The organism is Streptomyces sp. NPDC039430, assembly GCF_055639435.1.
Map to the genome: position 1 here is coordinate 268739 of NZ_JBVKAK010000005.1, position 25240 is coordinate 293978.

Below are 25240 nucleotides of genomic sequence, written 5' to 3' on the forward strand. Positions count from 1 at the left end.
TGATCGCCCCAGCCCCGTGAACCGAGGCGCCCCGCGTCAGTCGCTTCCGGGGCCGGTGGTCTCGTTCCGGCAGGACAGGCCTGTGCGCAGTTGGGTGCCGGCCCCCGTGATGACGGAATCGAGTCTGCTCCGGGTGCTGACCAGATCGGCGATGTGGCCGTCGATGCGGTCCCGTTCCGCTGACAGGCGGTCCAGCAGTTCCGGTGTGGCGTTGCCGTCGACGACACACGGCATGAGCTCCACGATCACTTTGCTCGACAGCCCGGCGGCGTACAGCTGCTGAATCAGCTGGATGCGGTCGACAGCGCTCTCCGGGTACTGCCGTTGGCCACCGGGGCTGCGTTCCGAGGTGAGCAGGTTCTGTTCCTCGTAGTAGCGCAGGGCTCGGACGCTGGCTCCTGTCCTGGTGGCGAGTTCACCGATACGCACCACACACCCCCGTTGCGATCTGGGTCACACCGACTTGCTTCTGACGTCGACGTCAGGTTTTAGCGTAACTCGTGGAGGCCGGCCCGCTGTCGGCCCCGTTTCCGTCCGTCGAAGTTTCCGCCCGTCGAAGGAGTGTGGCCCATGTCCGAACAAGAACGCGCCGTCGTCTCGGTCAAACCGATCGTGCTGCCGGCGCCGGCGCGTGGCGCGGACCTGCGCGTACGTGTGTCTGCGCCGGTGACCGGACGCGACCTGCCGATCGTCCTGTTCGCCCACGGCTTCGGCTCGTCGCTGGACGGCTACGGACCGCTGGCCGACTACTGGTCCGCCCACGGCTTCGTGGTGATTCAGCCCACCCATCTCGACTCCAAGACGCTGGGCGTGCCCGCGGACGATCCCCGCGCGCCGCGGTTGTGGCGTTTCCGCGTCGAGGACATGAAGCGCGTCCTCGACAATCTCGACGTACTGGAGGCGGCTGTCCCCGGCCTGAGCGGACGGCTGGACCGAAGCCGCGTCGCCGCCGCCGGACACTCCTTCGGCGGTCAGACGGCGGGCGTTCTGCTGGGGCTGCGCGTCCGTGACCCGGAGACAGGCCAGGCGGAGGACTTGTCCGACCCACGCGTCAAGGCGGGCGTGCTGCTGGCCACGGCCGGCAAGGGCGGCGACGACCTGACGCCCTTCGCGGCCGAGAACCTTCCGTGGCTGAGGCATCCGGACTTCGGGCACATGAACACCCCCGCCCTTGTGGTCGCGGGGGACAGGGACATCCTCCCGCTGACCGTCCGGGGAGCGGACTGGACGACCGATCCGTACGTGCTTGCTCCCGGCGACAAGAGCCTGCTCACCCTGTTCGGAGCCGAGCACTTCCTCGGTGGGATCTCCGGCTACCACGCCGCGGAGACCACCGACGAGAATCCCGAGCGCGTCGCCCTGGTCCAGCGGGTCAGCCTGGCCTATCTGCGCCACGCACTCGGCATCGACAGCGCCGACTGGACAGCGACACAGAAGGCCTTCGCCGACCCCCACCCGTTGGGGCAGCTGGACTCCAAGTGAGGACCTCGATGTTCCTCAACCACCGGTAAGCCCTGGCCGGCCCCGGCGCCCCCGGCAACCCCCTGCGTCGCCCGCCCCGCGACAGGATGCCGACCAAAATGGCCCACTCCATACAACCTGGCGATACCGTCCCGCTCCCGCGCCTCCCTACCCTTGCCGCATGACCCCTCATACCGACCATGTCGGCCACGGCCACGGCCACGGCCACGGCCACGGCGACGATGCCGACCGCGCCGACCGTGCCGACCCGCAGTCCGGTGCCGCGGTGAAGGCCGCGGACCGCGCGCATGTGTTCCACTCCTGGTCAGCCCAGGGCCTGATCGACCCGCTCGCCGTCGCCGGGGCCGAGGGCTCCTACTTCTGGGACTACGACGGCAACCGCTATCTCGACTTCAGCAGCGCCCTCGTCTACACGAACATCGGCTATCAGCACCCCACGGTCGTCGCGGCCATCCAGGAGCAGGCCGGCCGGCTCGCCACCTTCGCGCCCGCCTTCGCCATCGACGTACGCTCCGAGGCCGCACGCCTCATCGCCGAGCGCACCCCTGGCGATCTCGACAAGATCTTCTTCACCAACGGCGGCGCCGAGGCCGTCGAGAACGCCGTCCGGATGGCCCGGCTGCACACCGGCCGTCCCAAGGTGCTCTCCGCGTACCGCTCGTACCACGGTGGTACGTCCACCGCGATCAATCTGACCGGTGACCCGCGCCGCTGGGCGTCCGACAGCGGCACGTCCGGTGTGGTCCGGTTCTGGGCGCCGTTCCTGTACCGCTCGCCGTTCTACGCCACGACGGAGGCCGAGGAGTGCGCCCGCGCGCTGGAGCACCTCGAAGCGACGATCGCCTTCGAGGGCCCCGCCACCATCGCCGCGATCATCCTGGAGACGATCCCGGGCACGGCCGGCATCATGACGCCGCCGCCCGGCTATCTCGCGGGTGTCCGTGAGATCTGCGACCGGCACGGCATCGTCTTCGTCCTGGACGAGGTGATGGCGGGCTTCGGCCGTACGGGCAGGTGGTTCGCCGCCGAGCACTTCGACGTGGTGCCGGACCTGCTGACCTTCGCCAAGGGCGTCAACTCGGGGTACGTCCCGCTGGGCGGAGTCGCCATCTCGCCCGCGATAGCCGAGACCTTCGCGAGCCGCCCGTATCCCGGCGGGCTGACCTACTCCGGGCATCCGCTGGCCTGTGCCGCCGCCGTCGCGACGATCAAGGTGATGGCGGACGAGAAGGTCGTCGAGCACGCCGCGCACATCGGCGAGACGGTCCTCGGCCCCGGGCTGCGTGATCTGGCGGCCCGGCATCCGTCGGTCGGGGAGGTGCGCGGTACGGGAGTCTTCTGGGCGCTCGACCTGGTCAAGGACAAGGAGACGCGCGAGCCGCTCGTGCCGTACAACGCGGCGGGTGAGGCGAACGCGCCCATGGCGGCCTTCGCCGCGGCCTGCAAGAAGAACGGCCTGTGGCCCTTCGTGAACATGAACCGTACGCACGCGGTGCCGGCCTGCAACGTCACCGAGGCCGAGGCGAAGGAAGGGCTGGCGGTCCTGGACCTGGCGCTGACGGTCGCGGACGAGCACACGGCGTAGCCACAGCACACGGCGTGGCACGAGCGATTGGCGTGGCACGAGCGCACGGCGTGGCCCGGCGGGCGGCTCCGGCGTGGCCCGGCGGGCCGACCCAGGCGCGCCCGGCGGGCGGCCCCGGCGTGGTCCGGCGGGCGACCCCAGCGCGGGGGCGGGCGGGTCCGGCCTGCCCGCCCCGAACCCCCGCGTCACCTGGCTTAAGGTGTCCCAAGCCGGACGAGGGGACAGAAAACCATGCCCGCCAGCGGAGCTGTGACCCGCAATACCTTGCGGCAGCAGATCGCGGACGCGTTGCGTGACGAGGTGCTCGCGGGACGTTTACTGCCGGGCCAGGAATTCACCGTCAAGCAGATCGCCGAGCAGTACGGGGTCTCCGCGACCCCGGTCAGGGAGGCGCTGGTCGACCTCTCCGCGCAGGATCTGCTCGACTCCGACCAGCACCGCGGCTTCCGCGTCCATCAGTTCTCCGTGGACGACTTCCGGCGGATGGTCGACGCGCGCTCGCTGATCGTGGACGCCGTCTTCCGCAGGCTGGAGGGCGAGCATCTGGCGGCCAGGGCGCACGGCGCGGTGCTGGTGTCCGTACGGCGCCGGGCCGAGGAAGCGGCGCGCGCGGCCAGGAGCGGTGATCTGACCATTCTCATCGGCTACGACCTGAGGTTCTGGCGCGAGTTGTGCGCGCTGGTGGCCAACCCGTATGTCGCGGACTTCCTGCACCGGCTGCGCGTCCAGGCGTGGGTGTTCTCGGTGCCGTTCCTGCGCGAGGACCCGCAGGTCCGCAAGCGGCTGTGGGGCGGGCACGAGCAGCTGGTCGACGCGCTGACCCTCGGTGACGTACCGGCGGTGCGTGCCGTGATCGGTGAGTACGACAACCATTCGCTCGCGTGGGCGGACAGGCTGGAGAGTCCGCAGCGGTGACCGGCGACATAGCGAGGGCCTCGGGAGTGGGCGCGGGCAACACGGCGGACGCGACGAGTCCCGCCGAGGCGGCGCATCCGCCGGACGATGCGCATCCGTCGGACGTGGCGCATCCGTCGGACGTGGCGTGCGTCGATCTGTCCGTCGTCATCCCCGCGTACAACGAGGAGGGGCGGCTGCGCCCCACCCTGGACGCCATCCGCGCCTATCTGCTCGCGGACCGGGACCGCTGGGGTACGTGGGAGCTGATCGTCGTGGACGACGGCTCGACGGACGGTACGGCCGCGGTCGCCGCCGAGGCCGCGGCGGGCGAGCCCCGCGTCCGGGTGGTGACGGGCGGCGGCAACTACGGCAAGGGCCATGCCCTGCGGCAGGGCGTACTGGCCTCGCGCGGCCGGCGCGTGCTGCTGACCGACGCGGACCTCGCGACCCCGATCGATGAGCTGGACCGGCTGGACAAGCAGCTCAGGGCGGACGGCGGCGGCGCGGCGATCGGCTCGCGCGCGCACCCCGACGCGCGGATCGAGGTACGTCAGCTGGCGCTGCGCGAGTGGCTGGGGCGCTGCGGAAACCAGCTGATACGGCTGGTCGCGCTCGACGGCATAGCCGACACGCAGTGCGGCTTCAAACTCTTCGACGGCGAGCGGGCGCGGGCCGCTTTCGCCGGCTCCCGGCTGGACGGCTGGGGGATAGACGTCGAGATCCTGCGGTTCTTCCGGCGGTCGGGCTGGCCGGTGACAGAGGTGCCGGTGCGCTGGGCGCATCAGCGGGGCTCCAAGGTGAGGCCGCTGGACTACGGCAGGGTGCTGCTGGAGCTGGTACGGCTCAGGGCGGCGCGGCGCGGTCCCGGCCTCGACTCCAGCGCCGGTACAGCCGGTACAGCCGGTACAGCCGGTACAGCCGATGCCGCCCCCGACACCGCCGACATCACCGGCACCATCGATTTCACCGGCACCACCGGCACCACCGCCCCGGGCACCCCCGGTACCACTGCCCCCGGTACCACTGCCCCCGGTACCACCGGCCCCGGCCGTCGGCGCCGTATGGACCTGCTCGTCGGCGTGCTCTTCCTCCTCGCCTCCTTCTTCCTCTACAAGGGCCTGTGGGCCGACCTCGACCGCGCCTATCTCGCCGACGCGGGCTCCGACCAGAACCAGTGGGAGTGGTTCTTCCGGGTCACCGCCGACAACGTCACACACCTGCGGAACCCGCTGTTCACCACCCTCCAGAACTTCCCCGACGGCGTGAACCTGATGGCGAACACCGTCATGCTCGGGCTCTCCGTCCCTCTCACGCCCATCACGCTCGCCTTCGGTCCGACCGTCACCTGGGCGCTCGTCCTGACCCTCGGCCTCGCGGCCACGGCGCTCGCCTGGTACTGGCTGTTCGCGCGCCGGCTCGTGCGCGGCCGGTGGGCGGCGGCGCTCGGCGCGGCCCTCGCCGCCTTCGCGCCGCCGATGATGTCGCACGCCAACGCGCACCCCAACTTCCTCGTCCTGTTCATGATTCCGGTGATCATCGACCGGGCGCTGCGGCTCTGTGAGGGCCGGCGCGTGGTCCGGGACGGGCTGCTGCTGGGGCTCTTCGCGACGTATCAGATCTTCCTCGGCGAGGAGCCGCTGCTGCTCGCCGTGATGGGCACGCTGCTCTTCGCGCTCGCGTACGCCGCGGTGGACCGCGAGCGCGCGCGGGCGGCGCTGCGCCCGTTGCTGCGCGGTCTCGGGTGGGCGCTGCTGGTGTGTCTGCCGTTGGTCGCGGTGCCGCTGTACTGGCAGTTCTTCGGCCCGCAGAGCTACCACAGCGTGCTGCACGGTGACAACGCGGGCAACAGCCCGCTCGCCTTCCTCCAGTACTCCGGGCGCTCGCTGTTCGGCGACGAGGCGACGGCCGACAGGCTCGCGATGAACCGTACCGAGCAGAACGCCTTCTACGGCTGGCCGCTGATCTCCCTGGCGTTCGGGATCGGACTGTGGCTGTGGCGGGCCGCGGTGGTCAGGGCGCTGGCGTTCACGGCGGCCGCGGCGGCGCTGCTCTCGCTGGGGCCGAAGATACGTATCCCCTTGACGGATGTGGTGCTGACCGGCCCCTGGCGGATCCTCGCCCATCAGCCACTCTTCGAGTCGGTCATCGAGTCGAGGGTGGCGATGATCTGCGCGCCCGCGCTGGGCGCGCTGCTGGCACTGGCGGCCGACCGGCTCGGTGACCTGCGCGCCGAGGAGCGGAAGCTCAGGCTCGGCGGGCCGGCCGTGGCGGAGCGGCGCAGGCTCCGGCTCGTGGCGTACGCGGTGGTGGCCGGGGCCCTGCTGCCGATCGTCCCGACGCCGCTGCCGGTACGGGAGCGCCCGGACGTCCCGGAGTTCATCGCGGACGGTATGTACCGCCCGTACGTCGAAGAGGGCGAGACCGTGGTGCCCGTACCGGTGCCCGACCCCGGCAACGCGGAGGCGCTGCACTGGCAGTCGGCGAGCGGCCTCGGTTTCTCGGTGCCCGGCGGGTACTTCAACGGGCCGTGGGGCGAGGAGCGGAGAGGGATCTACGGTGCTCCGGCGCGCTACACCTCGAATCTGCTGCGCGATGTCCGCTACAGCGGACAGGTCCCGGTCATCGACGCGAAATGGCGTGCGCAGGCACGCTTCGACCTGGACTTCTGGAAGGCGGGGGTGGTGGTGCTCGCGCCGCAGCCCAACGACGCGGCGCTGTACGAGACGCTGGAGAAGCTCCTCGGGGGGCCGGGGAAGCGGCTCGGCGGGGCATGGGTCTGGGATCTGCCGCCTACGAGGTGATCCGCCGTCACGGGGTGATCCGACCCGGCCTCTTCGCTGGACGTGCCCGCCGCATTACGCTGTCCCGACCGTCGCGACCATCGCGCGCCCGCGTACGAACCCGTTGGAGAGCGAGCCTCCCTTGGCCTGTGACCTGTGGTTGGTCCCCCTCGTCGATGTGCTGTGCCACAGCCCCGACAACCCCTTCGCCGAAGAGATCGCCGTCTACGACAAGGCGCTCGGTGCTGCCGGGCTGCCGTCCGTTCCCGTCTTCGCCTATATGCCGGGCCTCTCGGGGGATGTCGCCCCGGTCGCCGGCTTCGACTACGACGCGCTGCACTTCCTGCGGCGCGCGTATCTGCTCCAGCTCTGCGGCCTCGCGGTGACGCCGGTCGGTGAACTGGGCGGCGACTACGAGCAGTTGCTGGAGATGTTCGAGTCGACGGCCCAGCAGTCGCATCTGGTCTGGCACTACGACCACGCGGGCGCGTATGTCCCGGTGGACTATGACGCGCCCCTCTCGAACGAGGAACTCCTCGCGGGCGGCGGCCCGCTGGGCTCCACGCAGGGTCTGCTGCGGGAGCTGGAGATCGTCGGCCCCGCGATCGGTATCGACCCGGCCAACCCCCCGTCCGCCCCCGCCCCGCCGGCCCGCCCCACGTCCTTGGAGGAACCGGCGACCTCGATCCCGTACGACGACGGTCCGTTCGCCCGGGAGCGCCATGTGTGGCTCGGCTTGCACGCGGCGGCCACCAGGAGCCTCGGCCAAGGCTCGATGATCATCTTCAGCTGAAGACCGAGCGAGACCGAGCGAGGCCGAGCACGAGCGAGCAAGAGCGACAGAGCGACAAGAGCGCAAGACCTTGAGGGCCGGGGGCCGGGGGCCGGGGCCGAGGGCCGGAGGCGGACGGCCAGGGGCCGGGGGGGGGGGGGAGGAGGGGCCCCCCCCCCCCCCCCCCCCCCCCCCCCCCCCCCCCCCCCCCCCCCCCCCCCGACCCCCGCCCCGCCGCCTGTCCCCGGCCCGGCCCCGCCCCTCACCGCGCTTCCGGCGGCCGCTGCCTCGGCATGTTCGGGCGGGCGCCCGGGGGGAGCGGAAAACGTCCCGGGGGCGGTACGACGCCCTCGCCGCGCGCCCCGCCCATCGGCACCGACTGCATCATCAGCGGCGCGGGGCCCGAGCGGAACTCGACCATCCAGTCCGCCGTCTCCGCCCGTACCAGCTCCGTCACGTCCTCCGTGAACCGCCGCAGGACGCCCAGGCAGCGCTCCGCCGCCTCGCTGGCCGTGCCCTCGGTCGGCCCGAGGACCTCCCGTACGCACTCCGACGCCCAGTCGAACTGGAACGTCTGCAGTCTGCGCTGCACCGCCTGCGCCGTCGCGACCGCCCGCATCCAGCCGGACGTCAGCCCGAGATACCGGTCACACCCCACACAGGCCGCGCCCAGCAGCAGCGAGAGGTATCCCCATCCCGCTGCCCCGGTCAGCGCGCCCGTCAGATCCAGCAGCGGCAGCGCCGCGCCCGCCGTCACCGCGACGGCCGTCGCCGCCCGCAGGGCGCGGGCGGCGCGCCGCTTGCGTACCCGGTCGGCGAGGTACCAGTCGACCGTGCGCAGCGCCCCCGTCTCGACCCAGCGGTAGAGCTCGTCGAGCCGCTCCGCGGGCTCTCCCCAGTCCCCGAGCGGGAACGGGCCGCCGGTCAGATCGCCGTAGGACGGGGGGCCGCTCTCGTCCTCGCCGGCGGTCTCCCCGGGCGGAGGCCCCTCCTCCCGGGCGGGGCCTCCGGGCTGCATCTCCGGCTGGCTCACCTGGGTACTCCTCTGCGGTCTGGCTATGACTCTGCGTGACGGTCGGTGTGCGCGCGTACGGCCCGGGGCTGCCCAGGGCCTGCCCCCAGGGCCTGCCCCCAGGGCCTGTCGGTGCGCCTGTCGGTGCGCCTGTCGACGTGCATGCACTTCCTACCGCCAAATGGTGGGCTCTGTGCCCGAAACCCCGGCATTTCCTTCCGTGCGGGCGCCGTGATCAGGTAGGGGAGCGGGAGGCTCTCACCCGAAAGAGTTCGCTTGGGGTTCGTTCCGGCGGGGTAGGGCGCGGTGCTCGGGGACCACGTAGGCTCGCCTTACGGACAACTCGTCCAGTAACTCGTCGTCGAGATGCCAGGAGTGACCGTGATTCCCGGTGGTGGTCAGCCCAATATGCAAGAGCTGCTCCAGCAGGCCCAGAAGATGCAGCAGGACCTCGCGCGGGCACAGGAGGAGCTGGCGGACGCCGAGGTCGAGGGGCAGGCGGGCGGTGGTCTCGTGAAGGCCACGGTCAACGGCTCCGGAGAGCTGCGCGCTCTGGTCATCGACCCCAAGGCCGTCGATCCCGAGGACACGGAGACCCTCGCGGATCTCGTCGTGGCCGCCGTGCACGCGGCGAACGACAACGCGCAGCAGCTGCAGCAGGAGAAGCTGGGTCCGCTGGCGCAGGGACTCGGCGGGATGCCGGGCCTGCCCTTCTGAGGTGTCCTGTGCCGTGTCTCGCCGGCCCGCGCGGTCCGGGTGACCCGGGAATTCCGCCCTTCTCGCCCGCTGAACCCGCTCTTCTAACCCGCGCTGACACCAACTAGCGTATGTACTCACCGTAGTAGGGAAGGCAGTCCGTTGTACGAAGGCGTGGTCCAGGAACTGATCGACGAGCTGGGCAGGCTGCCCGGCGTCGGTCCCAAGAGCGCGCAGCGGATCGCTTTCCATATCCTCCAGGCCGAGCCGACCGATGTCCGCCGTCTCGCCCATGCCCTCCTTGAGGTCAAGGACAAGGTCCGGTTCTGCGCCGTGTGCGGCAATGTCGCGCAGGAGGAGCGCTGCGGGATCTGCCGTGACGCGCGCCGCGATGTGACGGTGATCTGTGTCGTGGAGGAACCGAAGGACGTCGTCGCCATCGAGCGCACCCGCGAGTTCCGCGGCAAGTACCACGTGCTCGGCGGCGCGATCAGTCCCATCGAGGGCGTGGGCCCCGATGACCTGCGGATCCGTGAGCTTCTGACCCGTCTCGCCGACGGTACGGTCACCGAACTGATCCTGGCGACCGACCCCAACCTGGAGGGCGAGGCCACGGCCACGTACCTCGCCCGCATGATCAAGCCGATGGGCCTGAAAGTCACGCGCCTGGCCAGCGGTCTGCCCGTGGGGGGCGACCTGGAATATGCCGACGAGGTCACGCTCGGGCGTGCCTTCGAGGGGAGACGACTTCTCGATGTCTGACGCAACGCTGCACGCCGTGAACCAGGATCCGGACGACTTCGCGGTCCAGATCGCCGACCAGATCGAGAGCTTCATCGTGGCCGTCACGGAAGTGGCGAAGGGCGATGAGCCGGACAGTGCCGTGCCGTTCCTGTTGCTGGAGTTCTCCCAGCTCATGCTGGCCGGCGGCCGGCTGGGTGCCCATGAGGACATCCTTCCCGACGAGCGGTACGAGCCCGATCTCGGGCCCGAGCCGGACGTCGACGACCTGCGCGAGCGCTTCGCCGTGATCCTTGAGCCGATCGACGTCTACTCCGAGGTCTTCGACCCGTACGAACCGCGCAAGGCGCCCGTGCCGTCCCGGATCTCCGACGACATCGCCGGTGTGGTGACGGATCTGCGCCACGGCCTGGCCCACTACCGCGCGGGCCGGACGACCGAGGCGCTGTGGTGGTGGCAGTTCTCGTACTTCTCCAGCTGGGGTTCCACCGCGTCCGCCACGCTCCGCGCCCTTCAGTCGCTGGTCGCCCACGTGCGCCTCGACCAGCCGCTCCCGGCCCTGGACGGTCTCGACACCGACCAGGATCTGACCGAGGAGGCCGAGGACGTGCTGGCGGAGGAGGCCGGCAAGGTGATGGCGGAGGAGATCGCGACCCCGCTGGGCATGCGCACGCTCAGGTGACGCGAGCGGCTCGGGTGTGACACGGGCGGTGTGAGCGGGCAAGGCTTCGTGACGTGGGCCACGTTCCCGCGTGTACCGCGCCATCGGGGGCATGCATGCACACCGAGCGGCCGTGTCCGTCTCAAGGTGATCACGGAGTGGGCGGGACATCTCACGATGTGGTATAGCCGGGACGCCGTGCGGCCGCTCGTTAAACTGAGCCGACAGTGACTATGGACTGAGCGAGGAGCGCACGTGGGCCTTGTCGTGCAGAAGTACGGAGGCTCCTCCGTAGCCGATGCCGAGGGCATCAAGCGGGTCGCCAAGCGGATCGTCGACGCCAAGAAGAACGGCCACCAAGTGGTCGTCGTGGTGTCGGCGATGGGTGACACGACGGACGAGTTGATCGATCTCGCCGGGCAGGTATCCCCTATCCCCGCCGGGCGTGAGTTCGACATGCTGCTGACCGCCGGAGAGCGGATCTCCATGGCCCTGCTGGCGATGGCGATCAAAAACCTGGGCCACGAGGCCCAGTCGTTCACCGGCAGCCAGGCGGGCGTCATCACCGACTCGGTCCACAACAAAGCGCGCATCATCGATGTCACGCCGGGCCGGATCCGTACGGCGCTCGACGAGGGCAACATCGCGATCGTCGCCGGGTTCCAGGGGGTGTCCCAGGACAAGAAGGACATCACTACGCTGGGCCGTGGCGGCTCGGACACCACCGCTGTCGCGCTCGCGGCCGCGCTGGAGGCCGAGGTGTGCGAGATCTACACCGATGTGGACGGCGTCTTCACCGCGGACCCCCGGGTCGTGACGAAGGCCCGGAAGATCGACTGGATCTCCTTCGAGGACATGCTGGAGCTCGCCAGCTCCGGCTCCAAGGTGCTGCTGCACCGGTGCGTCGAGTACGCACGCCGTTACAACATCCCGATCCATGTCCGTTCCTCGTTCTCGGGGCTCCAGGGCACATGGGTCAGCAACGAACCGCAAGGGGACCGCAAGGTGGAGCAGGCCATCATCTCCGGTGTCGCCCATGACACCTCAGAGGCGAAGATCACGGTCGTCGGTGTCCCCGACAAGCCCGGCGAGGCCGCGACGATCTTCCGCGCCATCGCCGACAACGAGATCAACATCGACATGGTGGTGCAGAACGTCTCCGCCGCGTCGACCGGTCTGACCGATATCTCCTTCACGCTGCCGAAGACCGAGGGCCGCAAGGCGATCGACGCGCTGGAGAAGACGAAGTCGACGATCGGGTTCGAGTCGCTGCGCTACGACGACCAGATCGCCAAGATCTCGCTCGTCGGCGCCGGCATGAAGACCAACCCGGGCGTCACCGCCGGATTCTTCGAGGCGCTCTCGGACGCGGGCGTGAACATCGAGCTGATCTCGACATCCGAGATCCGTATCTCGGTGGTCACCCGCGCGGACGAGGTCACCGAGGCCGTGCGCGCCGTGCACACCGCCTTCGGGCTCGACAGCGACTCCGACGAGGCCGTGGTCTACGGAGGCACCGGACGATGAACGCGTCCTCCGCGCCTCGCGGCGCCGCGCGGAGCGCCGCGCGATGAACGGCGGGCCGACGCTCGCGGTCGTGGGTGCGACCGGGGCCGTCGGCGCCGTGATGCTCCAGATCCTGTCGCAGCACGCGGACGTCTGGGGCGACATCCGGCTGATCGCCTCGCCGCGTACGGACGGCGGCAAGCTGTCCGTACGCGGCGAGGCGACCGAGGTCGTCGCGCTCACCGAGGCGGCTCTCGACGGTGTGGACGTGGCGCTGTTCCTCGTACCGGACGAGGTGTCCGCCCAGTGGGCACCGGTCGCCGCGGCCAAGGGTGCCGTGGTCGTGGACAACTCGGCCGCCTTCCGCATGGACCCCGACGTCCCGCTGGTCGTACCCGAGCTGAACCCCCATGCCGTACGGGCCCGTCCGCGCGGCATCGTCGCGAGTCCGGGCTGCGCCACACTCTCGATGATCGTGGCGGTGGGCGCGCTGCACGCCGAGTTCGGGGTGCGGGAGCTGACGGTCTCCTCGTACCAGGCGGTCAGCGCCGCGGGACAGGACGGCGTCAGCGCGCTGCGCGAACAGCTCTCCCTGGTCGCCGGTACGGAGCTGGGCACGCGCCCCGGCGATGTGCGCCGCGCGGTGGGCGATGCCACCGGGCCCTTCCCCGCCCCGCTGGCGCTGAACGTCGTGCCGTGGTCCGGGTCCGCCCTGGAGGGCGGCTGGTCCTCGGAGGAGATGGCGATCCGCGAGGAGACCAGGAAGATCCTGGACCTGCCGACGCTGCGGGTGTCGGCGACCTGTGTCCGGGTCCCGGTGATCACCGGGCACTCCCTCGCCGTGCACGCGCGCTTCGAGCAGGAGATCACGGTCAGCCGGGCGCACGAGATCCTGGCGACCCAGCCGGGCGTGGTGCTGTTCGACAACCCCGGAGCGGGCGATTTCCCCACGCCCGCCGATGTGGTGGGGACGGATCCCACCTGGGTGGGGCGGGTACGGCGGTCGCTGGACGACCCCCGGGCGCTGGAGCTGTTCGTCTGCGGCGACAATCTCCGCAAGGGCGCCGCGCTGAACACCGCTCAGATCGCCGAGGCCGTCGCCGTCGAGCTGTCCCGGCCGTAACTCCGGTCCGCCCGGGAGCGGTCGCCGCGTGGGGGAGCGAAATGGGAAGGCCAAAGATCCACAAAAGTTTGTAGAATCTGTGAACGTCCTGTGGGCAATTCCACGCTCTATGCCTCTTGAACTGGGACGTTTTCGTGTTCGACGATGCGCATCCGTCTTTCTGCGAGAGCTCTGCAACCGCTGGACGGCTGAAGGCGTCTCTGCGGTCGCCCCTTTGCGATGTCGCAAATATGGGGCATAGGGGGAGATCAGTTACGCATGAGGGTATTTGGTGCAGCGTCAAATGGGATGGCGTGCGCGTACAACCCTGGTGGGGGGAAGCGTGTCCAACTGGCGTGGCAGAGGTTCTCGAAATCACAGCGATCGGCCCGGTGCGCGGCGCGACAGTGCGTCCGCTCCGTGGGCCCCGCACACCCGGCGGCATGCCGGTGATCGCCCCCATGCCCGCCGCGCGGCCCGCACGTATACCGTCCCAGCGCGACGGCGCTGACGAGGCGATGGCCGCGGGTACCACCGTCGACCACCTGACCGAGACCTACCGCGCCCACTACCGGTCGCTGCTCGGTCTCGCCGCACTGCTGCTGGACGACACGGCCTCCTGCGAGGACGTCGTCCAGGAAGCCTTCATCCGGGTCCACTCCGCGCGCAATCGCGTACGTGAGCCGGAGAAGACCCTCGCGTATCTGCGGCAGACGGTCGTGAACCTCTCCCGCTCCGCGCTGCGCCGCCGCATCCTCGGTCTCAAGCTGCTCTCGAAGCCGATGCCCGACATGGCAAGCGCGGAGGAGGGCGCGTACGACCTGCTGGAGCGGGACGCGCTGATCAAGGCCATGCGCGGACTCCAGCGCCGGCAGCGCGAGGTGCTGTCCCTGCGGTACTTCGCGGACATGACCGAGGCGCAGGTCGCCGAGACGCTCGGGATATCCCTGGGCTCGGTGAAGGCATACGGCTCGCGCGGCATAGCGGCGCTGCGCGTCGCCATGGAGGCCACGGCATGAGTGGGCGCGAGGACCGGCACGGATTCGGCCGGGGCGAGAGCCCCGACGGGAATCGCGGCGAGGACCGCGGCGAGCGCCGCGCGAACGAGCTGGCCGGGCCGGACGCCCCGACGGACGACCTGACTGGGAACGGAATTGTGAACAACGGGCCGGAGAATGAGCTGAGCGGCCTCGGTGACACGGGTGCCGACAGGTGTAAGGACGCCGCCAAGGGCGGCAGCGGTGACGGCGGCGGCCGGGCCGGTGACGGCGGCGGCCGTGGTGACGGCGGTGGCCGGGCCGGTGACGCCGGCGGGCGTGGTGACGGCGGTGGCCGGGCCGGCGATCGTGGTGCCGGTGACGGCGGCGAGGTCGCGAGCAACGACCTGAACGGCGTCCTGAACGGGGACGAACTGGCGCTGCGGCGGATGCTGCACGGCGCCGTGGGCGACCTGCGGCCGTCCGACGGCGCCCTCGACCATCTCCGCAAGGCCGTACCGACCCGGCGGGCCAGAAAGCGCCAGGCGGTCGTCGGCGTGGCGGCGGCGGCGCTGCTGTTCGGTACGGCGGTCCCCGCCTTCGTCCATGTCGCCAACTCCACCGACGTGATGGACGACCGGGCCGTCAGCACCGGCCACGGCGAGCGGGCGCAGGGCGGCACCGACGCCGACAAGGACACCACGGGCGGCAAGAAGGACGCGGACGGCCCTTCCGACAAGGTGTCCGCCGACGAGGACGAGCCCGACAGGAAGGACGAGCCGGACGGCGGGCGTACGTCGGGTTCGCCGAACGGCGGCAAGGACGGCTCGGCCGACCCCGACGCCTCCTACGAGACCGCCTCCTCGCCCCCCTGCGATTCGAGCCAGCTCCTGGTCGTGGGCCAGACGGGCTCCCCGGACGCCGGCGGCACCGTCTACGGCAGCTTCCGCGTCTCCAATGTCTCGGCCTCGGGCTGTTCGGTCACCGGCCGCGGCACGGTCAACGGCCTGGCGACGGGCGCGGCGGACCAGAGCAAGATCGTCGTCGCGCCGCACACCGCGGGCGACCCGGCGACCGGGCTGCCCGACCCCTCCCAGGAGGCATCGGCGCTGGTGCTGCCGCCGAACGGCGCGTACGAGGTGAAGTTCGCCTGGGTGCCCTCGGAGACCTGCCCGACGACCGGCGCCTCGCCCGACCCCTCCCCGTCCGAGGACGGTTCGGGGGGCACGACCGGCGACCCCGGTACGGGACCCGACACCGGCACGGACGGCTCGAAGACGGAGCCCCAGCTCACCACCGACGGCGGCACGCTGGACGGCTCGGTCGCGGTGACCCACACGGCGGAGCCGGGCGCCCCGAGCGGCCAGACGAGCATCTCCAACGCCTGCGCGGGCACCATCTACCGGACGGGCGTCCTCAACGCGTCGTAGTGCCAGGGCGCGGGGCACACGGGATCCAGGACACGGTTCACAGGATTCCAGGACGCGGGTCACGGGAGTCCAGGACAGGATCACGGGCGTCCAGGACGGTCACGGGACACGGCCCTGGCGGGACCGGAAGGGCTAAGCGGCGGTCTCCAGCCCCAGTTGCCTGTCCCTGATCGCCTCCGCCTCGCGCCGGACGAGCCGGAACCACATGAAGACCACGAAGCCGGCGAACACGAACCACTCGCCGGTGTAACCGAGGTTCTGGAACGCCTTGAGGTCGAGCCCGGTGTTCTGCGGCGCGCCCGCGGGCACGGCCCGCAGCCCGTCCGACGCGGTGCTGACGGTGACCCAGGCGTCGTACACGTCGTACGGCACGACATTGACCAGCGACGCCGCGCTGATCATGGCCAGCTGTCCGCGCGGCAGCCCGCCGCCCGCCCGCACCCCGTCGGAGCCGCTGGACTCGGACGCCTGGAGCGCCCCGGCCACGGTCACCTCGCCGGTGGGCGGCGCGGGCGCCCTCTCACCGCTGGGCAGCCAGCCGCGCACCACCGGCAGCGCCTTGCCGCCATCGGTACGGAGCATGGTCAGCACATACGAACCGGTCTTGCCGTCCAGCTCCCGGTCGGGCACCAGGAACTGGTCCTCGTAGCGCCCACTGGCGGTGGTGTGCCGGCCCGAGGTCTTCTGGTCGACCGGCAGCAGTGTCTCCAGCGCCGCCGCGGGCCGCTCACCGGGATCGGGCGCCGCCGTCGCGGCCTCGTGCGAGGCGACGCGGTCCTCGAAGCGGCCCAGCTGCCAGATCCCCATGAAAATGCACACGGGAATCGCCAGCAGGACGAAGACGTTGATCCCCAACCAGCGCGGAGTCACCAGGAAGCGGTACACCCCTCCACGGTACGGAACGCCGCCCAGGCCCCCGGTCCCGGGTCCCCCGTGGAGGCCCCGGGCCGCGGCCTCCCGTCACCTCACCTCACCCTCGTCTCACTGTGCGACCTCCCCCAGGTGCCTGACCGCGAACTCCAGCTCCAGCCGGACCTGCTTGATCCGCTCCTCCACGACGAGCGAGCCATGGCCCGCGTCGTACCGGTACACCTCATGGACCGCGCCCCGGGCCGCCAGCCTGTCCACGTAGTTCTCCACCTGGCGGATCGGGCAGCGCGGGTCGTTCACGCCCGCCGAGATATAGACCGGGGCCCGGACCGCGTCGACATAGGTCAGCGGTGACGAGGCCGCGAACCGCTCCGGCACCTCCTCGGGCGTACCGCCGAGCAGCGTGCGGTCCATCGCCTTGAGGGCCTCCATCTCGTCGTGGTACGCCGTCACATAGTCGGCGACCGGCACGGCCGCGAGCCCCACGGCCCAGGCATCGGGCTGGGTGCCGAGACCGAGCAGGGTCAGATAGCCGCCCCACGAGCCGCCCGACAACACCAGCCGCGCCGGATCCGCCAGACCGGACGCGACCGCCCACTCCCGGACCGCCGCGATGTCCTCCAGCTCGATCAGCCCGATCCGGTGCTTGAGCGCGTCCGTCCACTCCCGTCCGTATCCGGTGGAGCCCCGGTAGTTGACCCGGACGACCGCGAAGCCGTGGTCGACCCAGGCGGCCGGGCCCGCCGCGAACGCGTCGCTGTCATGCCACGTCGGGCCGCCGTGGATCTCGAAGACCGTCGGGAACGGGCCCTCGCCCTCCGGCCGCTGCACGAGCGCGTGCACCCGGCCACCGGGGCCCTCCACCCACGCGTCCTCCACCGGCACCGACGCGGGCGCCGCGGGTCCCGGCGGATCGAGCACCACCCCGCCCGCCGTGGAACGCACCTCCGGCGGCTGGGCCGCAGACGACCACAGATACTCCACGCTGCCGTCGGGCCGGGCCGTCGCCCCCGAGACCGTCCCCGCCGGGGTCTCCAGCTGGACCAGCGCGCTCTTGGCGAAGTCATAGCGCCACAGCTCGCCGCGGGCCTCGAAGCTATGGGCGACCAGCAGCCCCGATCCGTCCGGATACCACTCGGCGTTGACATCGCCGGGCAGCTCGATGGCCAGCTCGGTCTCCTCGCCCGTCAGCGGATTCCAGACGACCGGCTCCCAGCGGCCCCGCCGCTGATGGCCGATGAGCAGCCGGCTGTCCCCTTCCACCGGCGCGAAGCCCAGCACCTCCAGGCCCAGCTCGCGTGTACCGCCCTCCGTGTCGTCCAGTTCGGCCACCACCGAGCCGTCCAGCCGCAGCACCCGCACCGCCGAGTGCATCGCGTCGCCGTGCTCGGTGTGCTCTATCGCCAGCAGCGAGCCGTCGTGCGACAGATCACCGACCCCGGCCGACTCGCGGTGCCGGTAGATCTCCACGGGCTCCTCGCCGGGCCGTACGACATGGAGCGTCGAGCCGTCCTCGTCGGTCGAGCGCCCCACCACCGCCGTGCCGTCCCGGCCGAGCGCCAGCCCGGCCGGGTAGGAGGGGGCGAGCCCCGCCACCGCGGGCTCGTCACCGGCTCCGTCCGCCCCGGCGCTGAACCGCTGCCGCATCCAGACCCCGAACTCGTCCCCGTCCGTGTCCGAGAACCACCAGATCCACTCGCCGTCGAGCGAGAGCACGCCGTCCGTCGTCCCGTTCGGCCGGTCCGTCGCCTGCCGCTGCTCACCGGTCGCGCGATCCCACGCGTACAGCTCGTACGTCCCCGTCGCGTTGGAGACGAACAGCGCGCGCTCCGGCGCGTCCTCCGCCCAGTCGGGCAGCGAGACCCGCGGCGCCCGGAAGCGCTTCTCCCACTCGGGCATCGAGGCCGCGGCCGGGGGCGGGGGCGGGGCCGCAGCCGTGCGCGTCGCCGTACCCGCCGCCGCGCCCGCCGTCGAGGCCGCTGTCGAATCCGGTGTCGAACCGGTGATCTCAGTCATGCCCCCTATTCTGCGCCCGGCCCCTGACATTCCGTCGGCGTCCCGCTCAGCCTGTGGATAACTCCTTGAGCAGCATCTTCGTGGCCACGGCCGCCAGCTCCTTCTCGGCCTGGTCCCAGGTCCAGCCGCAGTCGTCGACGAGCGTGCGCCAGGCGCCCAGCCCGAAGCAGAACCACAGCACGTCCGCGCACCGCTCGACGGTCATCCCGGTCTTGAGAGCACCGAGGCCCTTGAGGTGTGAGGCGATCTCGCGGAGGGCACATGTGTAGATAGAGGTGCCTTCGTCCCAGAGTGCTTCCGCCGCCTCGTGCACGGGCAGCGCGCTGTAGAGGATCGCGATCGACTCGCGGTGCTCCTCGTTGCTGAGCCGGGTGCGGTGGGCAAGCAGGGCGATGGCGGAGACGGCGTCCTCGGTGCCCCGTATCCGCTTCACGGTCTCCTGAGCGCCCGAGTGCGCGGCCGCGCGGTGGACGGTCTCCCGCAGTATGTCGAGCCGGCCCCCGGCGCTGGCGTACACCGTCTTGACCGCGGTCCCTGCCTCGCGGGCGATCTCGGCGACGGTCACCTGCGCGAAACCCCGCTCAAGGAAGAGCCGCCGCGCCGCGTCGATGATGTCGCGCCGTGTGGCGGCCGCGGTGAGTGCGCGGCGAGGGGAGTGGTACGGGCGTCCGTCAGCCATATGGACATTTTAGGTTAAAACGGGCATTTATTGCAGTACCTTTGAGTTCAATACATAGGGGCTCACCCCTATCTCCGAGGGACAGAAATGAAGGTTTCATCCGCGCTCCGAGCCGAACGCTCGCGCATATACGACGAACTCCTCGCCGAGCACATGATCATGCGACGCGGCGCCGCCCTGGTGGCCGTCTCGTTCGCGAATCTCGCCGACGGTCAGCCCGTCGACGTCAAGACGCTGGTCAGCACCTCCCGCTGGCTGATCGACTACATCACGAGCCACCACGGGAGCGAGGACGAACAACTCTGGCCGGCGCTGCGAGACCTGTTTCCCGCCGCCGTCGCCGAACTCGACGAGATGCTCGTCGAGCACCAGGCGCTCGACGCCGAACTGCACACCCTCGCCAGGGCGGTCGACGCGATCGACGCCCGGGAGGTCACGGGCGGGCGCGCCGAGGTGCTGGTGGTCATCGGTGAGGCGGCCATGTCCGGGCTGCCGTCGGCCCAGCGGGTCCGCGAGATTCTGGCCAGGCACTTCGACGAGGAGGAGCCGGTCCTGCTGGAGCTGTTCCCGCAGGTGCCGGACGCCGACCTCGCCCGCGTACGGAAGGGCATCTTCCATGGCTGCTTCCGCGGCAGCCCGCATCTGCTGCTCGGCCTGATGGAGGACCCGGACCGGATCCCCGGATACGCGGCCGTGCTGAGCGCCTTCCCGGCGTCGGTGCGGTGGCTGCGCCCGGTACTGCTGGCGCGCTACCGCTCCACCAAGAAGGCGCTGGCGGTGACGACGTACCTCGACAGGATCTAGATGACGGCGATGAAGGCGATGACGTACTGGACTGGGCGAAGGGGCTGGTGACGACGTCCCCGTACGGGAGCTAGCCGCGTGAACGGGCGTGCAGCGTTCGCGCGACCCTCGGGCCCAGCCAGCGCTTGAGCCTGCGCAGCGGCTCCAGCTGTTCCGCCGCCCGGTCGATCCGGTAGTACAGCTGGGGCGGGATGTGCGGCAGCAGGGGGGAGTGCCGCTGCCCGAGCAGCGCGAACATCTGCGCCGGGGCCAGCTGGATATAACGCGGAAGGTTCTCGTACCACTGGGCGCTGTAGCGGGCCGCGCTCTGGACGGGGAGGAGGGCGGACCTCCGTTCCCGCTCGTACTGGACGAGGGCGGGCCGCAGTTCCGGGTGTGCGTCGTGTGCGTCGTGTGCGTCGTGTGCGCCGTGCGTGTTGTGCGTGTCGTGTCCGCGCCGCTTGCTGTGCCCGCGCAGCGCGCCGGCCAGCGCGATGGCGTCCTCCAGTGCGAGCGTGGTGCCCGCGCCGATGGAGTAGTGCGTGGTGTGGGCGGCGTCGCCGAGCAGGACGAGATTGCCGCGGTGCCAGGTCCGGTTGGTCAGGGTGCGGAAGTTGAGCCACTGCGCGCTGCCGTCCGCCTGCGACCGGCCGATCAGCCGGTGCCCGTCCAGCGGGCCCGCGAAGAGCCGCTCCAGCAGGGCCAGGCCGTCGGCCTCGCTCGCCCTGTCGAGCCCGAGGCCCGCCCACGTCGCCGGGGAGCACTCGACGATGCAGGTGCTCGCGTCCTCGCTGAACCCGTAGGCGTAGCACCAGATCCAGCCGTGCCCGGTCTCGACGAAGGCGAAGGTGAACGAGTCGAAGACCTTGGTGGTGCCGAGCCAGATGTAGGTGTTGTGGCCGGCCGTGGCTTCGGTGCCGAAGTGCCGGGCGTGCCGCTCGCGCAGGGCGCTGCCGACTCCGTCGCAGGCCACGACCAGATCGGCGTCGGGCAGTTCGGCGGCGTCGGTGATCGTGTGCTCGAACTCGACGCGTACGCCGAGAGCGCGGGCCCGCTCGGTGAGGATGCCGAGCAGCCGGCGCCGGCCGATTCCGAACCCGGTGTCGCCGTGGTGCACCGTCGTACGGTCGCCGACGTGTGCGACCCCGTCGCTCCAGCGGACCGAGTTCTCGCTGATGGCGATCGCCGATTCCGGGTCGTGGACATGCAGCTTGTCGATCAGGCTGCCCCAGTAGGTCACGCCCCAGCCGTAGGTGGACCCGGCCGCGTTCCGTTCGTAGACGGTGATGTCATGGGACGGATTCTGCCGTTTCATCAGGATCGAGAAGTACAGGCCGGCGGGCCCGCCGCCGACGCACGCGACCTTCACAGGTGCTCCCGGTTGTCCCGTTGTGACACTGAGTGATCAATTGCGGACGAAGAGTAGCAGGCTGTGGTGCGGTTGGCTCGGCATGGGCTTGTTGGGTGGTCACCCCGTGCTGAATACTTCTACATCGCTGTAGAAGTCGATCCGTTCCGTTACCGGGAGAGAGCAGACCTGATGTTCGGCTTGAGTGAACTGGCCCTGATCCTCATCGTCGTCGCGGTGGTCGTCGGGGTGAAGAGGCTCCCTGAACTGACCCGCTCCGCCGGCAAGGCCGCCCGCATCCTCAAGAGCGAGAAGAGGGCGCTCAAGGAGGAGGGCAAGGAGGAGGGCAAGGTGGCGAGCGCGACGGAGCGTCAGGAGGCCGGCAGGACGTCCGGCGCCGTCCCGCAGGAGGAGCGTCGTGTCGTCACGGGCGTCATCGTCGAGCGGGACGACGTTCCCGCGCGGGACTCCCGCGACAAGCCGTAGCCCTAGACTGAACCGCTGGTTCGGGCCTTCAGGTATGAGGACATTCGGGTTGACGGGGTGACGGCCCGCGCGGGACGGGAGAGCGATCGTGACGCCAGGTGTGCCGGCGGGTGCCGGCGGCTTCGAGGACCCTCCTGCCGAGGTGCTGGCCGAGGCCGCCGCCGCGTTCGGGCTGCTGGCGTCGTCCGCGCGGCTGCACATCATGTGGGTGCTGGCCCAGGGCGAGAGCGATGTGACCGGACTCGCCGAGCGCGTGGGCGGGGCGCTGCCCGCCGTGAGCCAGCATCTGACGAAGCTGAAGCTGGCCGGTCTCGTACGGTCGCGGCGCGAGGGCCGTCGCCAGGTGTACTTCGTCGACGATCCGGATGTCGTGACCGTGGTCCGGCTGATGGTCGGACAGCTGACCGACCGCGCGGCGCACGCTCCGGCGCGGCGCGTCCGCGACATCACGGCCTGAGTCCGCGGTGCCCGACCCCGTGGCGCCGGACCCCGTGGCGCCCGACTCCATGGCGTCCGACTCCATGGCGTCCGGGGCTGGTGTGTCCGGGGCCGATGTCTCCACGGCGGCCGGCGCAGGGTCCGGGCCGGGATCCGGTCCGGGGTCCGGGTCCGGTGCCGGCCGCGGTCCCACGGACCTCTGGGCGCCGGGCGGGGCGCCGGGCGGGGCGCCGGGCGAGGACGGCAGCCCGCCGGATCCGGCCGCCCTCACCACCCTCCAGGTGCTGCGGCGCCTGGACAGCGGGCCACGCGGGCTGACGGACGCGCAGGCCGAGGAGCGGCTGCTCCGGTACGGCGAGAACGCGGTGCCGGAGTGGCGTACGGCGTCCTGGCCGCGGCGTTTCGTACGGAGCACGCGGGATCCGTTCACCGCCGTACTGCTCTGTCTCGGGGTGGTGTCGGCCACCGTCTCCGCCTGGGGCACCGCCCTGGTGATCCTCTCGCTGGTCGTGGTCAGCTGTCTGCTGCGCTCGTCGGGGGAGCACCGGGCCGACCGTTCCATGGCCGGGCTGCGCGAGCTGGTGGCGACCACGGCGACGGTGCTGCGGCGCGGGAGTGACGGGGGCGGCTCGCGGACGAGGGAGATTCCGGTCGACCAGCTGGTGCCGGGCGATGTGATCCGCCTCGGCCCCGGCGATCTGGTGCCCGCCGACGTACTGCTGCTCCGGGCGAGCGGGCTGACCGTGCATCAGGCGGCGCTGACGGGGGAGTCGGCGCCGGTCGAGAAGTACGCCGTCGACGCGGCGGGCCCGGAAGGCGTCGGGGCGCCGGACCGTACCCCCGCGGCGGGCGAGGCGTTCGCGGGGGTGTTCGCGCAGCCGCGGCTGTGTTTCCAGGGCAGCAGTGTCGCCTCGGGCAGCGGCACCGCCGTCGTCGTGGCGACCGGGACACGTACGCGGTTCGGCGCCGCGCGCGGCCGGCCGGGGCGCCGTACGGCCAGCGCCTTCGACCGGCAGGTGCACGGCATCTCGTGGGTCCTCATCCGGTTCATGCTGCTCACCCCGCCGCTCGTCCTGATGGCCAACGCCGCCCTGCGCGGCCGGGGCCTGGAGACGCTCCCCTTCGCGGTCGCGGTCGCCGTCGGTCTCACGCCCGAGATGCTGCCGGTCATCGTCACCATCGCCCTGGCCCGTGGCGCCTCACGCCTCGCGCGCCACCACGCGGTCATCGTCAAACGCCTGCCCGCGCTGCACGACCTCGGCGCCGTCGACGTACTGTTCCTGGACAAGACGGGCACCCTCACCCAGGACCGGCCGGTGTTCGGCGGGTCGAAGGACGCGTACGGCGATCCCGACCCCGAGGTGCTGCGCTGGGCCGCCGTCAACGCCTGGTGGACCCTGCAACTGGCCGATCTGCCCGCCCCGGACGTCCTCGACGACGCGATCCTCGACGCGGCGGACGAGGAGGATCCGGCGCGGTACGAGGGCGTGGCGGCCCTCCCGTTCGATTCCGTACGGCGTCTCTCCACCGCGGTCGTACGACGGCCCGGCAGCCTCGGCACCCACACCCTCGTGGTCAAGGGCGCGGTGGAGGCCGTACTCCAGCGGTGCGCCCTCGACGACGAGGAACGGAACCGGCTCACCGCGCTGGCCGCCCGCGAGGCGGACAGCGGTCTGCGGCTGCTCGCGGTCGCCACGGCGGAACGGCCCGCCCGTCACCGCGACTACACCCCGGCCGACGAGCGCGGGCTCGACTTCCTGGGCTTCGTCGCGCTCCACGACGCGCTCGCTCCGACCGCGGCCGAGGCGCTGAAGGCGCTTGCCGCGCGCGGCGTCACGGTCAAGATCCTGACGGGCGACCACCCGGGCACGGCGGCCCGCGCGTGTCTGGATCTGGGCCTCGACACGGCCGCCGGCGGGCTCGCGGGCGGTGGGCCCGGCGTCGGGGGCGCCGGCGGGCTCGGGGGCGGCGGGCTCGGCGTCGAGGGCGGCGGCGGGCTCGGGGGCGGCGTCGGAGAGGTGGTCACCGCCGAACGGCTCGACGCGCTCACCGACGCGGAACTCGCCGAGGTCGCCCGGCGCACCACCGTCTTCGCGCGCTGCACACCCGAGCACAAGGCCCGTATCGTCGCCGCCGTCCGCGCCGACGGGCACACCACCGGCTTCCTCGGCGACGGCGTCAACGACCTGCCCGCGCTGCACGCCGCCGACGTCGGGATATGCCCGCGCGACGCCGTCGACGTCGTCCGCGAGTCCACCGATGTCGTGCTCGCGCGGAAGGACCTCACCGCGATCGAGCACGCGATCGGCGCCGGGCGCCATTCGAGCGGCAATATCGTCACGTATCTGCGGATCACGCTCTCCTCCAACCTCGGCAATGTCATCGCGATGCTCGTCGCGGGGCTGCTGCTGCCGTTCCTGCCGATGCTTCCTGCTCAGGTCCTCGTACAGAACCTGTGCTTCGACGCCGCGCAGCTCGCCTTCGCGTACGACCGGCCGCGGCCCGAGGCGCTGCGCCGGCCGACGGAGCTGCGCTCCCGGGCGTTCTTCCGGTTCATCACGGGTTTCGGTCTCATCAACGCGCTCTCGGACCTCGCGACGTTCGCGCTGCTCGCGTCGGCCTCGCACGGCGTCGTGGACGGGGACGGCCAGGCGGAGTTCCACTCCGGATGGTTCACCGAGAACCTGCTCACCCAGGCGCTGGTGATGCTGCTGTTGCGTACGAGCGCACGCCCCGCGTCCGCCCGAGGGGCACCGAGCCCCGTCCGCTGGGCCGCCGCCGGGCTCGCCGTGACCGGGCTGCTGCTGCCGCTCTCGCCGTTCGGCCCTCTTCTGGGCATGTCCGCGCTGCCGGGGCTCTCCTACGTACTGCTCGGCGCGGTTCTGGGGCTGTACGCGGCCGGACTGGTCTTCGCGCGGCGGCGTATCGGCGGCGCTCAGCTGTAGGGGCGCCCGGCCGGCGGACCCTCATGGTTGTACA

Annotated in this window: 22 protein-coding genes; 16 read left to right on the forward strand and 6 right to left on the reverse strand. The window is 71.3% G+C overall.

Going from position 1 to position 25240, the window contains the following annotated elements:
* Nucleotides 1-36 precede the first annotated feature (36 nt).
* Complete coding sequence (locus ACZ7LS_RS15555; protein WP_382521100.1) at nt 37-429, reverse strand: MerR family transcriptional regulator; 393 nt, start codon at nt 427-429, stop codon at nt 37-39.
* Between the two features lie 141 nt (nt 430-570).
* Between ACZ7LS_RS15555 and ACZ7LS_RS15560 the strand changes: the two genes are divergently transcribed.
* From ACZ7LS_RS15560 to ACZ7LS_RS15580, 5 genes are all read left to right on the forward strand, one after another.
* Nucleotides 571-1482, forward strand: a complete 912-nt coding sequence (locus tag ACZ7LS_RS15560) for an alpha/beta hydrolase family protein (RefSeq protein ID WP_385136875.1) — start codon at nt 571-573, stop codon at nt 1480-1482.
* Between the two features lie 160 nt (nt 1483-1642).
* The gene (locus ACZ7LS_RS15565; protein WP_385136874.1) at nt 1643-3067 is read left to right on the forward strand and encodes an aspartate aminotransferase family protein; all 1425 of its coding nucleotides are present in this window, start codon (nt 1643-1645) and stop codon (nt 3065-3067) included.
* Between the two features lie 231 nt (nt 3068-3298).
* On the forward strand, nt 3299-3982 hold the full coding sequence (locus ACZ7LS_RS15570; protein WP_382521094.1) for a GntR family transcriptional regulator: 684 nt from the start codon (nt 3299-3301) through the stop codon (nt 3980-3982).
* 104 nt (nt 3983-4086) lie between these two features.
* The gene (locus ACZ7LS_RS15575; protein ID WP_385136900.1) at nt 4087-6765 is read left to right on the forward strand and encodes a dolichyl-phosphate beta-glucosyltransferase; all 2679 of its coding nucleotides are present in this window, start codon (nt 4087-4089) and stop codon (nt 6763-6765) included.
* Nucleotides 6766-6886: 121 nt separating this feature from the next.
* Nucleotides 6887-7537, forward strand: coding sequence for a hypothetical protein (locus ACZ7LS_RS15580; RefSeq protein WP_129766769.1), 651 nt, complete (start codon nt 6887-6889; stop codon nt 7535-7537).
* A 241-nt stretch (nt 7538-7778) separates the two neighbouring features.
* Here the strand turns inward: ACZ7LS_RS15580 and ACZ7LS_RS15585 are convergent, their stop codons facing one another.
* Complete coding sequence (locus ACZ7LS_RS15585; RefSeq protein ID WP_382521092.1) at nt 7779-8549, reverse strand: SLATT domain-containing protein; 771 nt, start codon at nt 8547-8549, stop codon at nt 7779-7781.
* A gap of 360 nt (nt 8550-8909) precedes the next feature.
* On the opposite strand from ACZ7LS_RS15585, the gene ACZ7LS_RS15590 reads away from it, so the two are divergent.
* The 7 genes from ACZ7LS_RS15590 (at nt 8910) to ACZ7LS_RS15620 (ending at nt 15641) form a co-directional block, all read left to right on the forward strand.
* On the forward strand, nt 8910-9245 hold the full coding sequence (locus ACZ7LS_RS15590) for a YbaB/EbfC family nucleoid-associated protein (RefSeq protein WP_078490815.1): 336 nt from the start codon (nt 8910-8912) through the stop codon (nt 9243-9245).
* A gap of 141 nt (nt 9246-9386) precedes the next feature.
* Nucleotides 9387-9986, forward strand: a complete 600-nt coding sequence (gene recR, locus ACZ7LS_RS15595; protein WP_030353222.1) for a recombination mediator RecR — start codon at nt 9387-9389, stop codon at nt 9984-9986.
* Nucleotides 9979-10647, forward strand: coding sequence for a DUF5063 domain-containing protein (locus ACZ7LS_RS15600; RefSeq protein ID WP_356515286.1), 669 nt, complete (start codon nt 9979-9981; stop codon nt 10645-10647). Before recR ends, ACZ7LS_RS15600 begins: the two co-directional genes overlap by 8 nt.
* 234 nt (nt 10648-10881) lie before the next feature.
* Nucleotides 10882-12153 (forward strand): aspartate kinase, encoded by a 1272-nt coding sequence (locus ACZ7LS_RS15605; protein WP_382521090.1) that lies wholly within the window; start codon nt 10882-10884, stop codon nt 12151-12153.
* Nucleotides 12154-12196: 43 nt separating this feature from the next.
* Nucleotides 12197-13255, forward strand: coding sequence for an aspartate-semialdehyde dehydrogenase (locus ACZ7LS_RS15610; protein ID WP_382674769.1), 1059 nt, complete (start codon nt 12197-12199; stop codon nt 13253-13255).
* Nucleotides 13256-13677: 422 nt separating this feature from the next.
* The gene (locus ACZ7LS_RS15615; RefSeq protein WP_385134898.1) at nt 13678-14253 is read left to right on the forward strand and encodes a SigE family RNA polymerase sigma factor; all 576 of its coding nucleotides are present in this window, start codon (nt 13678-13680) and stop codon (nt 14251-14253) included.
* A complete protein-coding gene (locus tag ACZ7LS_RS15620) occupies nt 14250-15641 on the forward strand; it encodes a hypothetical protein (protein WP_385134896.1) in 1392 nt (463 codons plus the stop codon). The genes ACZ7LS_RS15615 and ACZ7LS_RS15620 overlap by 4 nt, the downstream gene beginning before the upstream one ends.
* A gap of 132 nt (nt 15642-15773) precedes the next feature.
* Here ACZ7LS_RS15620 and ACZ7LS_RS15625 read toward each other — a convergent pair whose 3' ends face one another.
* The 3 genes from ACZ7LS_RS15625 to ACZ7LS_RS15635 form a co-directional block, all read right to left on the reverse strand.
* Nucleotides 15774-16526 carry an SURF1 family protein gene (locus tag ACZ7LS_RS15625; protein ID WP_385134895.1) on the reverse strand — a complete coding sequence of 251 codons (753 nt, stop codon included), beginning with the start codon at nt 16524-16526 and terminating at the stop codon, nt 15774-15776.
* A 96-nt stretch (nt 16527-16622) separates the two neighbouring features.
* Nucleotides 16623-18410, reverse strand: coding sequence for a S9 family peptidase (locus ACZ7LS_RS15630; RefSeq protein ID WP_382674781.1), 1788 nt, complete (start codon nt 18408-18410; stop codon nt 16623-16625).
* Nucleotides 18411-18573: 163 nt separating this feature from the next.
* On the reverse strand, nt 18574-19206 hold the full coding sequence (locus ACZ7LS_RS15635; protein WP_382968768.1) for a TetR/AcrR family transcriptional regulator: 633 nt from the start codon (nt 19204-19206) through the stop codon (nt 18574-18576).
* A gap of 87 nt (nt 19207-19293) precedes the next feature.
* Between ACZ7LS_RS15635 and ACZ7LS_RS15640 the strand changes: the two genes are divergently transcribed.
* Nucleotides 19294-20010, forward strand: a complete 717-nt coding sequence (locus tag ACZ7LS_RS15640; RefSeq protein WP_385134893.1) for a hemerythrin domain-containing protein — start codon at nt 19294-19296, stop codon at nt 20008-20010.
* Between the two features lie 70 nt (nt 20011-20080).
* On the opposite strand, the gene ACZ7LS_RS15645 is transcribed toward ACZ7LS_RS15640, so the two are convergent.
* The gene (locus ACZ7LS_RS15645; protein WP_385134891.1) at nt 20081-21358 is read right to left on the reverse strand and encodes an FAD-dependent monooxygenase; all 1278 of its coding nucleotides are present in this window, start codon (nt 21356-21358) and stop codon (nt 20081-20083) included.
* A gap of 171 nt (nt 21359-21529) precedes the next feature.
* Here ACZ7LS_RS15645 and ACZ7LS_RS15650 point away from each other — a divergent pair, with 171 nt between their 5' ends.
* The 3 genes from ACZ7LS_RS15650 (at nt 21530) to ACZ7LS_RS15660 (ending at nt 25206) form a co-directional block, all read left to right on the forward strand.
* Nucleotides 21530-21823 (forward strand): twin-arginine translocase TatA/TatE family subunit, encoded by a 294-nt coding sequence (locus ACZ7LS_RS15650; RefSeq protein WP_385134890.1) that lies wholly within the window; start codon nt 21530-21532, stop codon nt 21821-21823.
* An 88-nt stretch (nt 21824-21911) separates the two neighbouring features.
* Nucleotides 21912-22280 carry an ArsR/SmtB family transcription factor gene (locus ACZ7LS_RS15655; protein ID WP_382521075.1) on the forward strand — a complete coding sequence of 123 codons (369 nt, stop codon included), beginning with the start codon at nt 21912-21914 and terminating at the stop codon, nt 22278-22280.
* A 64-nt stretch (nt 22281-22344) separates the two neighbouring features.
* Nucleotides 22345-25206, forward strand: coding sequence for an HAD-IC family P-type ATPase (locus tag ACZ7LS_RS15660; protein ID WP_385134904.1), 2862 nt, complete (start codon nt 22345-22347; stop codon nt 25204-25206).
* Nucleotides 25207-25240: the final 34 nt, after the last annotated feature.

What these genes read in the sequence shown, in the direction of transcription:
- ACZ7LS_RS15560 (WP_385136875.1), top strand. Translation starts at nt 571, where the DNA reads ATGTCCGAACAAGAACGCGCCGTCGTCTCGGTCAAACCGATCGTGCTG.
- ACZ7LS_RS15600 (WP_356515286.1), top strand. Translation starts at nt 9,979, where the DNA reads ATGTCTGACGCAACGCTGCACGCCGTGAACCAGGATCCGGACGACTTC.
- ACZ7LS_RS15570 (WP_382521094.1), top strand. Translation starts at nt 3,299, where the DNA reads ATGCCCGCCAGCGGAGCTGTGACCCGCAATACCTTGCGGCAGCAGATC.
- ACZ7LS_RS15610 (WP_382674769.1), top strand. Translation starts at nt 12,197, where the DNA reads ATGAACGGCGGGCCGACGCTCGCGGTCGTGGGTGCGACCGGGGCCGTC.
- ACZ7LS_RS15630 (WP_382674781.1), bottom strand. Translation starts at nt 18,410, where the DNA reads ATGCCCGAGTGGGAGAAGCGCTTCCGGGCGCCGCGGGTCTCGCTGCCC.
- ACZ7LS_RS15620 (WP_385134896.1), top strand. Translation starts at nt 14,250, where the DNA reads ATGAGTGGGCGCGAGGACCGGCACGGATTCGGCCGGGGCGAGAGCCCC.
- ACZ7LS_RS15565 (WP_385136874.1), top strand. Translation starts at nt 1,643, where the DNA reads ATGACCCCTCATACCGACCATGTCGGCCACGGCCACGGCCACGGCCAC.
- ACZ7LS_RS15640 (WP_385134893.1), top strand. Translation starts at nt 19,294, where the DNA reads ATGAAGGTTTCATCCGCGCTCCGAGCCGAACGCTCGCGCATATACGAC.
- ACZ7LS_RS15615 (WP_385134898.1), top strand. Translation starts at nt 13,678, where the DNA reads ATGCCGGTGATCGCCCCCATGCCCGCCGCGCGGCCCGCACGTATACCG.
- ACZ7LS_RS15650 (WP_385134890.1), top strand. Translation starts at nt 21,530, where the DNA reads ATGTTCGGCTTGAGTGAACTGGCCCTGATCCTCATCGTCGTCGCGGTG.
- ACZ7LS_RS15635 (WP_382968768.1), bottom strand. Translation starts at nt 19,206, where the DNA reads ATGGCTGACGGACGCCCGTACCACTCCCCTCGCCGCGCACTCACCGCG.
- ACZ7LS_RS15660 (WP_385134904.1), top strand. Translation starts at nt 22,345, where the DNA reads ATGGCGTCCGGGGCTGGTGTGTCCGGGGCCGATGTCTCCACGGCGGCC.